The following is a 12,976-nucleotide window of genomic DNA, read 5'->3' on the forward strand; positions in this document are numbered from 1 at the left end:
AATTGAATCATAGACTCCCGACGGAGTGACAAATAGGTGTGAAGATGCTTTAATTGAATTTATTTTTGATATTGAAATTGCTACTAAATTGAATCATAGGCTCCCGACGGAGTGACAAATAGGCGTGAAGATGTTTTAATTGAATTTATTTTTGATCTTGAAATTGCTACTAAATTGGAATCATAGACTCCCGACGGAGTGACAAATAGGTGTGAAGATGTTTTAATTGAATTTATTTTTGATATTGAAATTGCTAGTAATTGAATCATAGGCTCCCGACGGAGTGACAAATAGGTGTGAAGATGTTTTAATTGAATTTATTTTTGATATTGAAATTGCTACTAAATTGGAATCATAGACTCCCGACGGAGTGACAAATAGTTGTGAAGATGTTTTAATTGAATTTATTTTTGAAATTAAAAATGAAATTGAATTTGATTGCAAAAATTTTGAATAAAAAAAATCCTACTTACAAGTTTTGCAACTCATAAATAGGACTTTATAGGTAAGTGGAAATTAATTATACTTTAATCTCAACTTCTACTCCACTTGGCAACTCTAATTTCATTAAAGCGTCGATGGTTTTTGAAGAGGAAGAGTAAATATCGATCAATCTCTTGTATGACATTACTTCGAATTGTTCTCTCGCTTTTTTGTTAACGTGTGGAGAACGCAATACTGTAAACAATTTTTTGTGAGTAGGCAACGGAATTGGACCGGTTACAACTGCACCTGTACTTTTTACAGTTTTTACAATCTTTTCGGCAGACTTATCTACCAACATGTGATCGTAAGATTTTAGTTTTATTCTGATTTTTTGACTCATTTTCTTTAGAATTAAGCGTTACCTTTTGCTTTTTTAATTACGGCTTCTGAAATATTCGAAGGCGTTTCTGCATAGTGTGAAAACTCCATAGTTGAAGTTGCTCTACCGGATGACAATGTTCTTAATGTAGTTACATAACCAAACATTTCTGATAAAGGCACATCAGCTTTAATAGTTTTAGCACCATTTCTGTCTCCCATGTCATTCACCTGACCTCTACGACGGTTGATATCACCAACGATATCTCCCATGTTTTCTTCTGGTGTAATCACTTCCATTTTCATGATTGGTTCTAAAACGATAGCACCAGCAGCTTTTGCTACTTCTCTATAACCCATTCTTGCTGCAAGTTCAAAAGAAAGTGCGTCAGAATCGACAGGGTGGAAAGATCCGTCTGTTAGCGTTACTTTCAAACTATCTACTTGGTAACCCGCTAAAGGACCCGTTTTCATAGCTTCACGGAAACCTTTTTCAACAGAAGGAATATATTCTTTAGGAACGTTACCACCTTTAACGGCATTGATAAACTGTAATCCTTTAGGCACTTTACCGTCTACTTCATCAGCAGGCTCAAGTGTAAATACGATATCACCGAATTTACCACGACCTCCAGATTGTTTCTTGTACGTTTCTCTATGTGTAGCCGATTTAGTAAATGCCTCTTTGTATTCAACTTGAGGCTCACCTTGGTTTACTTCCACTTTGAACTCACGTTTCATACGATCTACAAGGATGTCTAAGTGTAACTCACCCATTCCTGAAATAATCGTTTGACCTGAAGCTTCATCAGTTCTAACGGTAAATGTTGGATCTTCCTCAGCTAATTTAGCCAAAGCCATACCCATTTTATCCACGTCAGCTTTAGTTTTTGGTTCGATAGCGATACCAATTACCGGTGCTGGGAATTTCATAGACTCCAAAATAATTGGGTGTTTTTCATCACACAATGTATCTCCCGTTTTGATATCTTTAAATCCAACTGCTGCTCCAATATCACCTGCTTCGATATAATCGATTGGGTTTTGTTTGTTCGCATGCATTTGGTAGATACGAGAAATTCTTTCTTTGTTACCAGAACGTGTGTTCAATACATAAGAACCAGCATCCAAACGACCAGAATAAGCACGGAAGAAAGCAAGACGACCTACGAAAGGATCGGTAGCAATTTTAAATGCTAAGGCAGCGAATGGCTCTTTAACATCTGGCTTACGCAAAATTTTGGTTTGATCTTCTTCTAACAATTCAGCATCATCAGGGTGAATTCCTTCGATACCTTCTTTGTCCATTGGAGATGGCAAGTATTTACATACCGCATCTAACATGAACTGAACTCCTTTATTTTTGAAAGAAGAACCAGCAATCATTGGAATAATTGCCATGTCCATAGTAGCAGCTCTTAAGGCTTTGTTCATCTCATCTTCTGTAATAGAATCTGGATCTTCCATGTACTTATCAAGTAAGTTTTCGTCGTAATCAGCAACAGCTTCAATAAGGATGTCTCTGTATTCTTTTACTTCGTCAACCATATCCGCTGGAATGTCGATGATATCAAAAGTTGCCCCTTGTGTTTCATCATGCCAAACGATTGCTTGATTTTTTACTAAATCTACTACACCTCTGAAATCATTTTCTTCACCGATTGGCAAAGTGATTGCAACAGCGTTTGATTTTAGCATATCTCGAACTTGCTGACAAACTCCTAAGAAGTTAGAACCTTGACGGTCCATTTTGTTAACAAATCCCATACGTGGAACTCTATACTGATCGGCAAGTCTCCAGTTTGTTTCAGATTGTGGCTCAACACCATCAACTGCACTAAAAAGGAAAACCAAACCATCCAATACTCTTAACGAACGGTTTACCTCAACGGTAAAATCCACGTGTCCAGGAGTATCAATGATATTGAAGTGGTACGGAACTGATTCCGGAATCACTTTACCTTGTTTTGTTGGGAAATTCCATTCACAAGTTGTAGCAGCAGAAGTAATGGTAATACCTCTTTCTTGCTCTTGTGCCATCCAGTCCATTGTTGCAGCACCATCGTGTACTTCACCAATTTTGTGTGATTTTCCTGTATAAAAAAGAATACGCTCTGTTGTTGTTGTTTTACCAGCATCAATGTGAGCCGCAATTCCTATGTTTCTTGTATATTTTAAATCTCTAGCCATTTCTGTTTGAATTAAAATCTAAAGTGAGAGAATGCTTTATTTGCTTCAGCCATTTTGTGAGTATCCATTCTCTTTTTCACAGCAGCACCTTCTTCTTTAGCAGCAGCTAAAACTTCAGAAGCTAGTTTTTGAGCCATAGATTTCTCATTTCTTCTACGTGCATAAAGTATCATCCACTTCATTGCCATAGAAATTTTACGGTCTGGTCTAATTTGCATTGGAATTTGGAATGTAGCTCCACCTACTCTACGACTACGTACTTCTACGTGAGGCATAACATTGGTTAATGCATCCTTCCAGATTTCTACTGAAGATTTTTCAGCATCTTGCTTTTTAGCTTCTACGATATCCATTGCATCATAAAAAACTTTAAAAGCTGTTGATTTTTTACCGTCCCACATTAAGTTATTTACAAAACGTGTTACCAGTTGGTCATTAAACCTCGGATCTGGTAAAAGTGGTCTTTTCTTTGCCGCTCTTTTTCTCATGTTTTCTTTGTTTTTTTAGGACAGGTCACGACCTATCCGTACGTAATTGATTTACTTTTTCGCTTCTTTTGGACGTTTAGCACCGTATTTTGATCTACGTTGCGTTCTTCCTGCTACACCTGATGTATCAAGTGCACCACGAACGATGTGGTATCTTACTCCAGGTAAATCTTTTACTCTTCCACCCCTAACTAATACTATCGAGTGCTCTTGCAGATTGTGTCCTTCACCTGGGATATAGGCATTTACTTCATTACCATTAGTCAAACGTACACGCGCTACTTTACGCATTGCAGAGTTTGGTTTTTTTGGTGTTGTAGTGTAAACACGCGTACATACCCCTCTTCGTTGAGGACAAGAATCTAAAGCAACCGATTTACTCTTCTTAGTCATCTGAGTTCTTCCAGTTCTTACTAATTGTTGAATTGTTGGCATAATTAATACTAAAAATTTCTTATATATGATTTTCCCGCTTTTTACGGGGTTGCAAATGTAAAAAAGATTTTTCTAAAAACAAATCATAATAGATTAATTTTCAATTACATTAATAAAGATTTAATATTGATGAATTTGGCTCTGAAGTTTCGGAGTTGGGATTTGAGATTAAGGATTTGGGATTTTGTTGCCGTTTGCGTTGCGAATGCTTTTGTTCTTTGTAAATTTGCTTAAAAACAGTCGCATTATACTGATGCAACGTTTTTGACGTTATTAATTTCAACTAATATTCCTAAGTTGTTTAAAAAATTAGCACTAATTGTTCTGTTTTTTGTGTGCCAAAATCATTTTGGACAAGAGCTCATGCTGAAAATAATTTCAGAAAACGCAACCGAAATGACTACCATCGATTCTATTGGTTATCAAAAAAAGCATACGAATGTTAAAAGCATAATGGAGGAGGTTCAAAAATTTTCGGACCAACTGCTGCAAATAGGCTATCTTGAAAATGAATTGTTGGATTCGAAAAAATTAAGCGACACGCTTTTTCAATTTCATTTCAGATTGAGAACTCCCACAAAATACCTACACATGTATTTAGAAAAAGATGCGGAGATTTTGGGATTTGAAAAAGACAGCATTATAATTCCGATACGTGAAACAACTGATTTTTTGAAAAAAAAATTAAGCGAACTTGAACTAAAAGGTTTTTCACTAGCATCATTACGTCTTGCCGATTTCAGAAAAGAGAACGGTAAACTCTTTGCTTTGCTAAAAATTGAAACCAACAAGAAACGCCTCTTGAGCGAAATTGTAATTAATGGTTACGAAAAATTTCCGCTTGGCCATAAACGAAACTTAAAGCGTTTGTACGATCAGAAAATTTTTAATAAAAATAATCTGGATAAAATTCACAAAGACTTTAACAATTTTCGGTTTGTGAGTCAAACGCGTTATCCTGAAATTCTTTTTAGTGAAGACAGTACAAAAGTGTATGTTTATCTAGAAAAAGCCAAAGCCAACCGATTTGACGGCTACATTGGTTTTGCCAATCAGGAAGATGGAAAAGTTGATTTTACAGGTTATTTAGACTTGGCTTTGGTCAATATTTTAAATGCAGGTGAGGCGTTTAACTTGTATTGGAAAGGCGACGACAACGAACAAGTTACGTTCAACACAAGTCTTGAAGTTCCGTATATTTTTAAAAGTCCGTTGGGTGTGAAAGCGAATTTAAATATTTTCAAACAAGACAGCACCTTTCAAAACACTAAAACAGCAATTGACTTGGGTTATTATTTTACCTACAATAAGAAGCTATTTATTGGTTACCAATCTACCGAATCGAGTGACATTCAAAATACCAATAATTCGATGATTAGCGATTTTGAAAGTAGTTTCTTGACGTCAACTTTTGAATATCGCAATTTTATTGACGACGCCTTGTTTTCAGAAAAAACACGGTTTATTTTTAAATCAGGTATAGGCGAAAGGGCCTCAAAACTAGAGAACAACGCACAATCCTTTTTCGAGCTCAATTTTAGTCACAATTTACATTTAAATAAGCGGAATATCATTAACTTAAAAAGTCAGAATTTTTATCTGAATAGTGAACATTTCATTACGAACGAGTTGTATCGTTTTGGCGGCATTCAATCTGTCCGCGGATTTAACGAAAATAGTTTGCAAGCCAATATTTTGACATCTTTACTCACAGAATATCGGTACATTTTGTCTTATGGTTTATACGTTCACAGCGTTTTGGATTATGGTTTTTATGAAGATGCCACCACAAATACGACCAATAATTTACTAGGAATTGGTTTCGGGTTTGGAATTCGCTCAAAAAACGGACTTCTTAATTTAATTTACGCCAACGGAAGCACCAAAAATCAGTCCATCGAACTTTCCAACTCGGTCGTTCAAATCAAATTTGTTACAGAATTTTAGGCTTTTTTTGAAAGTTCAACGCTTATTTTTTTTCAAAATAAGCAAGTAAAATTGACTCATCTTTTTTTATTACATTTGCCGTATGGAAAAAGAACATTTGATTTTTGGAATTCGCGCGATTGTAGAAGCCATTATGGCAGGTAAAGAAGTAGATAAAGTGTTTTTGCAAAAAGATGCTCAAGGCGAATTGATGAAGGATTTGCTGAAAGTAATGAAACGCAACAACGTAAATTTTACTTATGTTCCCGTTGAAAAACTGAATCGACTGACTCCCAACAATCATCAAGGTGCGGTTGCTACTATTGCCCCCATTTCTTTTGTAGAAATTGAAGTGCTTGTAGAAACTGTTCTTGAAAAAACCAAAACACCATTGTTCTTGGTCTTGGATCAAATATCGGACGCACGAAACTTTGGCGCCATCATACGTACGGCAGAATGCACAGGAGTGGATGGAATTATAGTTCAAAAATCAGGCGCTGCACCCGTAAATGGAGATACGGTAAAAACATCTGCAGGTGCTGTTTTTAATATTCCAATTTGTCGCGTAGAACATATCAAAGATGCCATTTTCTTCTTACAAGGTTCGGGCATCAAAACCGTTGCGGCTACTGAAAAAACAGATCAAACCATTTACGACGTTACTTTAAATGAACCGGTCGCCATCATTATGGGTTCAGAGGACAGAGGTATCAATCCTTCCGTTTTAAAAATTGTAGACGAAAAAGCAAAGTTACCGATGTTTGGAACCATTGGCTCCCTAAATGTTTCGGTTGCTTGTGGTGCTTTTTTATATGAAGCGGTGCGACAACGAAAGTAATTGTACATACAAAATATTTAAAAAACACGATTAATTACTGATCGTGTTTTTTTATTCTAATTTTTCATCATTTTTAAAATGATACACGATCTGAAACCCATTGTTGGAAGTCGTATTTTGAAAAGGATTGGTTTCAATTATTGAATCGGTAACTTCAGGTTTTGGGACATTAACAAAGTTTCCGTTTTCATCAAAGCGTTCCATAAACTTATCGCCCACAGGGTTATAATCCGGTTGTTCCCAATCGTATTTTATAAATTTTTTGTAATCTGGAGTTTTAAAAATAACAGCCATTACCAAACCCGTGATTAATCCCGCCAAATGTCCTTCCCACGAAATTCCTTCCTCAATATCGGGAAATACATACCAAATCATCCCGCCATAAACCATAATTATAACGAGCGATAACGAAACCAATCGGTAATATTGCGATCGTATTCCTTTAAAAAAGATAAAACTAACCAGAACATAAATCAGTCCGCTCGCGCCAATATGATAGGACTCTCGTGCAATAATCCAAGTCAAAATTCCAGAAAACAAGATGCCGTAGAGAACTACTTGCCAAAAATTGTCTCTGTAAAAATACCGTAGAGCTGCAATCAATAAAAACGCAGGAATGGTGTTGCTGTACAAATGATCGAGACTTCCGTGTAAAAATGGACTAAAAAACACACCTCTCAAACCTTCCAAAGTTCGCGGATATACTCCAAACGTCGTCAAATCATTAGAAAACCTAATTTCAAACCAATATACAGTCCAAATCGCCAGTACAAAAAGCAAAGGCAAAACAACGACGGACAATGAAAATTTAAAATGATTTTCGTTCATATCTATAAATCTAAGCGTACTTTGTTGCTATACATTTCAAAGATTAGTTATCAAGAAGTCCACCAAAAATAAATATCTGTTAATGTGTCATAATTTACAAAAATCAAGTCATTTATTTTGAGTAATTTTGACGATATGGAAGCACCTTTAGCAGAACGAATCCGACCTCAAACCCTTCACGATTACATCAGTCAACTGCATCTGGTAGGGCCGGAGGGTTCGTTAACTCAACAAATCAATAACGGAATTATTCCTTCACTCCTACTTTGGGGCCCACCAGGAACGGGTAAAACTACGCTAGCAGAAATCATTGCCAAAGAATCCAAAAGACCTTTTTTTGTTTTGAGTGCAATCAATTCTGGCGTGAAAGACATACGTGAAGTCATTGATAAAGCCAAGCAAAGCAGCGGAATGTTTACCGCTAAAAATCCGATATTGTTTATTGATGAAATCCACCGCTTTAGTAAATCGCAACAAGATTCGCTTCTTGCAGCGGTAGAAAAAGGTTGGATTACATTAATTGGTGCCACAACCGAGAATCCCAGTTTTGAAGTCATTCCTGCTTTACTGTCGCGCTGTCAGGTGTATATTTTGAACTCATTTTCAAAAGACGATTTACTGGCGTTATTGCATCGCGCAATGGAACAAGATATTTATTTAAAAACAAAGAATATTCAACTTATAGAAACCGAAGCTTTACTGCGCCTTTCAGGTGGAGATGGCAGAAAATTGCTCAACATATTCGAACTTGTTGTCAATGCATCGCCTACGAATGATGTGGTAATTTCAAATGAAATGGTGTTGAAATTAGTGCAACAAAATACCGTTTTGTACGATAAAACAGGCGAACAGCACTACGACATTGTTTCGGCTTTTATTAAATCCATTCGAGGAAGCGACCCAAATGGCGCTGTTTATTGGTTGGCGAGAATGATTGAAGGAGGCGAAGATGTTAAGTTCATCGCGCGAAGAATGCTCATATTATCAAGTGAAGATATCGGAAATGCGAATCCAACGGCTTTTGTTATGGCTAATAATACATTTCAAGCAGTTTCTGCCATTGGTTATCCCGAAAGTCGCATCATTCTAAGTCAGTGTGCGGTTTATTTGGCCACTTCACCCAAAAGTAATGCTTCGTACTTGGCCATAGGCAACGCCCAAAAAATGGTAAAACAAACAGGCGATTTGCCTGTTCCAATTCATTTACGCAATGCACCAACAAAACTGATGAAGGAGTTGGGTTATGGAGACGATTACAAATATTCACACGAATACGACAATAATTTTGCCGAGCAAGAATTTCTTCCAGACGCAATTAAGAATACTGCGTTCTATTTACCTGGAAATAATTCGCGTGAAAACGCGACGAAGGAATTTTTAAAAAATCGTTGGAAAAACAAATACGGGTATTGAAACTCAAAAAAAAATGCATTCTCGATATGACAAAAGAAGCTTTCTCCATTCGTAGGTACAGCAAAAATGACAAGTTGGAAGTATTGCAATTACTGGATTTAAATATACCTTACTATTTTGCTCCAGCTGAAAAAACGGACTTTCAAAACTATCTTGAAACCGAAATCGAGCTGTACTACGTGCTCACTTTTGAAAATAAAATTATAGGTTGTGGCGGAATCAATTTCGAAGACGAAAAAAAAACAGGGATTATCATTTGGGACATCATTCATCCTGAATTTCAACGAAAAAAATTCGGTAAAGCACTTTTGCAATACCGAATTTCTGTCTTAAAATCGTTGGAGAACGTTACCAAAATTATTGTTCGAACGTCACAAATGACATTTCCATTTTATCAAAAACAAGGATTTCAACTCCTCGAAGTAAAACCCAACTACTGGGCAAAAGGATTTGATTTGTATTTTATGGAATACGTTTAAGAAATTCCAAATGAAAAAACCCAATCCCGAAGCTTCGGGACAAAATCAGAAATCTCAAATTCCAAATTTTCAATTCCTAGCTCTCCTCCTTGGGAGGGGCTAAGGGAAGTCTACTCCATCGCAGCCAAATACCTTTCGGCGTCTAAAGCAGCCATACAGCCCGTTCCTGCAGCAGTTATTGCCTGACGGTACACGTGATCGGCAGCGTCACCTCCCACAAAAACACCTGCAACGTTGGTTTTAGAAGTTCCTGGAATATTTTTGATATAACCTGTTTCATCAAGATCAATGTAGTCTTTAAAAATATCGGTATTGGGTTTGTGTCCGATGGCAACAAAAAATCCAGTTGCTGGAATCGATTTTTCTTCATTAGTGGATTTGTCTAAAACTTTTACCCCCACAACTACTTGCCCGTCACCTAAAACTTCAACCGTTTCTGTGTTCAACAAAATTTCGATATTTTCTGTTTTCCGAACGCGTTCTTGCATAATTTTAGAAGCTCTGAAATTAGAAGTACGCACCAACATCGTCACTTTTTTACATAATTTTGAAAGATAATGTGCTTCCTCACAAGCCGAATCCCCAGCGCCCACAATCACTACTTCTTGATTTCTGTAGAAAAAACCGTCGCAAACCGCACAAGCAGAAACACCGCCCCCCATTTGCAAATAATGTTGTTCAGATGGCAAGCCTAAATATTTAGCCGTAGCTCCTGTGGAAATAATTACTGTATCGCAATGAATTTCCTTTTCGTCGTTGACCCAAACTTTGTGAATTGGTCCTGAGAAATCCACTTTTGAAATCCAGCCGTCACGCACGTCAGCGCCAAATCTTTGAGCTTGTGCTTGAAGTTGCACCATCATTTCTGGACCTGTAATTCCTTCCGGATTACCCGGCCAGTTTTCTACTTCATTGGTTGTGGTCAATTGCCCACCAGGTTGAGATCCTTGGTATAAAACAGGAAACATATTCGCTCTTGAGGCATAAATTGCCGCCGTATATCCAGCAGGCCCGGATCCAATGATCAGGCATTTTACTTTTTCGATGGTTGTTGACATATTTTTAAAAATTCAAATTTTGTGATTACAAATGTAGCCTAAATTTAAAAAATTGTCTAAGCATTCGAATAACTTTTCGTTATGAGAAAATAATATTTTAATATTTGAAATTAGCATTGCACAACTAAAATATTAGTTTATCTTTGCATCCGATTTCGGGGTGTAGCGTAGCCCGGTTATCGCGCCTGCTTTGGGAGCAGGAGGTCGCAGGTTCGAATCCTGCCACCCCGACAAAAAAGCCGAACATTTAAAAATGTTCGGCTTTTTTATTTAGATTTAGAAGAATTTATTTTCTGTAAAATTTGAAATACTAAAACTTGATCTCAAGCCTTTCTGAAATAAGTTTGTCGTTCTGATAATATTCAAAAAACCATGTGTTATTGCGCTTCAAAACGACACCTTCTTTACCATCAGCATTTGCTAGAAAATAATCAGGTTGAGAAGTTTTGAATATTTTTAAAACTACTTTTGGTGTAGCATCAACCAACTGAAAACCATTTGCAATGGGCTGTGCAAAAAGTGTTTTATCGCTTATTACTTCGTTTTTCTCAGCAGCAATATCCGATTCCGCTACAGTAGCCAATACAGTTTGCTCTGTTTTTTTTCCAGTGAACTTATAATTAGCCTCTTTAACAGATAAAAGCGCTTTTTCTAAAGCTTCTATGTAGGCATCTTTTCGCATTTTGGTTTTACTTGTTCCTAAATCGGACTTGAATACGACCACATTGTTACAATCTCTAAATTCAACCCGTAATTTGGTAAGAAGAAAGCGACTTTCATTAACAATATAAGCTGTCAAATACAAACAGCGATCGTTGTAGTTGGCATTTATTTGATCGGAAGTAAAACGTACGTCAAACCCAAATTCAGCCAATCGGTACTTTAATATGGTATTGAGTCGGTATTCATTTTGGCTGTCTTGAAAATCAAATTTTGTGGGTACTAATACAAATTCAAAGTCATTTATTGTCTGTGCGGATGCAAACAAGGAAAACAGGGCGAAGATCAGTAGAAAATTTTTTTTCATATGTTGATATTTATTGTTTTTTATTGGTCTCCCGATAGCTATCGGGAGTAATTAGAATGTATTTTCATCGGAGTTTATCCCATCCAATACTATTTTATTGGGTATCCGATGACCCGATCTTGCGAACTAGCGAAGCATTTTCAATTGCATCGCATTTCCGGCATACTTATTTAATATATTGACATTTAATGCCATAATAGGCAAACTTTTAAATTGGGTTTTTAATTAAACAATAGAAACTTTCAAAGTTTGATTGTAGCAAATCTAATCTTGGTAATTCAATTATCGGCAGAAATTTGAAATTATTAACAACGTATTAAAATATTTTATACGATAATGAAGTTACTCCTATTAAAATTGTTTATTTAAACCGGATATTTAATGGCTCCACCATAAGCTTTCCTTCAAAATAATATTCGAAAACCCATTGATTGTTTTTCTTATAAACCAAACCATATTTCTTGTCGACATTTGCGTTAAAATACTCGGGTTGCATTGTTTTAACGAGTACCAAAACAACCTTTGAATTGGAATCAATAAGTTCAAACCCATTTTCGATTGGCGATGCAAACAAGACATCACTACTTGAGTTATCAGTCAAATTAGCAGGCTGATTGGTTATTTTTTCAGCAACTACGGTTTCTTGAGTGGCTCTTACTGGTTCAGAGATGACGATTGAGGCTTTTGGTTGCTCCAAATTCGTAACTTTATTTTGTGTCACAGTGTTTTTGAATTCTTTTGGGGTTGCTATTTCATTAGAAGTAGATGCAACCAATTGGGCTGACTCTTCTACTTTTTTTGAAGAGGCAACATTGGTAGTTTGCGAAGCAACTTGCGGTACTTTTCCAAGACTGTTTTTTGCCTGTTCCAACTTTGCTAGTTCCATTCGAGCTTGTTCCAATTTCATTTGCGTTTTTGCTAAATCTTCTTTGATTTTATCTAATTTAACTTGCTCTATTTTTAAAACTTCGCTTTGACTTTGAGAACCATTATTTTGATGCAAAGCTACCGAGGTACTTGAAGTACTTGACAATACAGACAAATCTGTTTTTTTTCCATTAAATTTATAATTGAGGTAACGCACTGATTTTAATGCATTAAATAACGCCTCATTGAATCCCTCATGTCGTTCTTTTTCTTCACCAGTTCCAATCTCGGATTGAAATACAATTCCGTTAGAGCAGTCCTTAAAAACTACTTGCAACTTAGTAAGAAAAATATTACTCACATTTACTACATCAACATATAGATATAAACATGGATCACTATAAATATTAAGTAATTGTTCTGATTTATAAAAGGCTTTAAAGCCAAAGTCTTCGAGTCTATTTTTTAACAGGTCATTCAATCGATATTCATTTTCACTACGCTGAAATTGAAATTTTGTTGGCACAACCACGAACTCGTATTCATTTATTCTTTGTGCATAAGTAAACAATGTGAATAAACTGAAGAGTACTAAAAATGCATTTTTCATAACTTTTTTCTTA

12 protein-coding genes and 1 tRNA gene are annotated in these 12,976 nt (G+C 36.2%); 5 read left to right on the forward strand and 8 right to left on the reverse strand.

All coding sequences use genetic code 11. The features are described from left to right. Positions 1-520: 520 nt before the first annotated feature. From rpsJ to rpsL, 4 genes are read right to left on the reverse strand one after another with little or no spacing between them, the layout of a single operon-like run. Positions 521-826: a 30S ribosomal protein S10 gene (rpsJ, locus tag ACIQ2X_RS00770; protein WP_011963470.1), complete on the reverse strand. Its 306-nt coding sequence runs from the start codon at positions 824-826 to the stop codon at positions 521-523. Positions 827-837: 11 nt separating this feature from the next. Then, a complete protein-coding gene (fusA, locus tag ACIQ2X_RS00775; RefSeq protein ID WP_396176966.1) occupies positions 838-2,994 on the reverse strand; it encodes an elongation factor G in 2,157 nt (718 codons plus the stop codon). Positions 2,995-3,005: 11 nt separating this feature from the next. Continuing rightward, positions 3,006-3,482: a 30S ribosomal protein S7 gene (gene rpsG / locus ACIQ2X_RS00780; protein WP_026718729.1), complete on the reverse strand. Its 477-nt coding sequence runs from the start codon at positions 3,480-3,482 to the stop codon at positions 3,006-3,008. A 51-nt stretch (positions 3,483-3,533) separates the two neighbouring features. Continuing rightward, positions 3,534-3,917, reverse strand: a complete 384-nt coding sequence (gene rpsL / locus ACIQ2X_RS00785; protein ID WP_022828353.1) for a 30S ribosomal protein S12 — start codon at positions 3,915-3,917, stop codon at positions 3,534-3,536. A 363-nt stretch (positions 3,918-4,280) separates the two neighbouring features. Here rpsL and ACIQ2X_RS00790 point away from each other — a divergent pair, with 363 nt between their 5' ends. Then, the gene (locus ACIQ2X_RS00790) at positions 4,281-5,864 is read left to right on the forward strand and encodes a hypothetical protein (RefSeq protein WP_396176967.1); all 1,584 of its coding nucleotides are present in this window, start codon (positions 4,281-4,283) and stop codon (positions 5,862-5,864) included. 82 nt (positions 5,865-5,946) lie between these two features. After that, positions 5,947-6,681 (forward strand): 23S rRNA (guanosine(2251)-2'-O)-methyltransferase RlmB, encoded by a 735-nt coding sequence (gene rlmB / locus ACIQ2X_RS00795; protein ID WP_396176968.1) that lies wholly within the window; start codon positions 5,947-5,949, stop codon positions 6,679-6,681. A 51-nt stretch (positions 6,682-6,732) separates the two neighbouring features. Here the strand turns inward: rlmB and ACIQ2X_RS00800 are convergent, their stop codons facing one another. Next, positions 6,733-7,509 carry a rhomboid family intramembrane serine protease gene (locus ACIQ2X_RS00800; protein ID WP_396176969.1) on the reverse strand — a complete coding sequence of 259 codons (777 nt, stop codon included), beginning with the start codon at positions 7,507-7,509 and terminating at the stop codon, positions 6,733-6,735. Positions 7,510-7,644: 135 nt separating this feature from the next. Here ACIQ2X_RS00800 and ACIQ2X_RS00805 point away from each other — a divergent pair, with 135 nt between their 5' ends. Together ACIQ2X_RS00805 and ACIQ2X_RS00810 are read left to right on the forward strand one after the other, a co-directional pair. Next, a complete protein-coding gene (locus ACIQ2X_RS00805; protein WP_396176988.1) occupies positions 7,645-8,922 on the forward strand; it encodes a replication-associated recombination protein A in 1,278 nt (425 codons plus the stop codon). Between the two features lie 26 nt (positions 8,923-8,948). Beyond that, complete coding sequence (locus ACIQ2X_RS00810; protein ID WP_396176970.1) at positions 8,949-9,401, forward strand: GNAT family N-acetyltransferase; 453 nt, start codon at positions 8,949-8,951, stop codon at positions 9,399-9,401. A gap of 110 nt (positions 9,402-9,511) precedes the next feature. On the opposite strand, the gene trxB is transcribed toward ACIQ2X_RS00810, so the two are convergent. Next, the gene (gene trxB / locus ACIQ2X_RS00815; RefSeq protein WP_396176971.1) at positions 9,512-10,459 is read right to left on the reverse strand and encodes a thioredoxin-disulfide reductase; all 948 of its coding nucleotides are present in this window, start codon (positions 10,457-10,459) and stop codon (positions 9,512-9,514) included. Between the two features lie 156 nt (positions 10,460-10,615). Between trxB and ACIQ2X_RS00820 the strand changes: the two genes are divergently transcribed. Continuing rightward, positions 10,616-10,690: transfer RNA gene (locus ACIQ2X_RS00820), tRNA-Pro, on the forward strand. A gap of 79 nt (positions 10,691-10,769) precedes the next feature. Here ACIQ2X_RS00820 and ACIQ2X_RS00825 read toward each other — a convergent pair. Continuing rightward, positions 10,770-11,486 carry a hypothetical protein gene (locus ACIQ2X_RS00825; protein WP_396176972.1) on the reverse strand — a complete coding sequence of 239 codons (717 nt, stop codon included), beginning with the start codon at positions 11,484-11,486 and terminating at the stop codon, positions 10,770-10,772. Positions 11,487-11,847: 361 nt separating this feature from the next. Further along, the gene (locus tag ACIQ2X_RS00830; protein WP_396176973.1) at positions 11,848-12,963 is read right to left on the reverse strand and encodes a hypothetical protein; all 1,116 of its coding nucleotides are present in this window, start codon (positions 12,961-12,963) and stop codon (positions 11,848-11,850) included. Positions 12,964-12,976: the final 13 nt, after the last annotated feature.

It is taken from the genome of Flavobacterium sp. (assembly GCF_044368625.1).
GTDB lineage: Bacteria > Bacteroidota > Bacteroidia > Flavobacteriales > Flavobacteriaceae > Flavobacterium.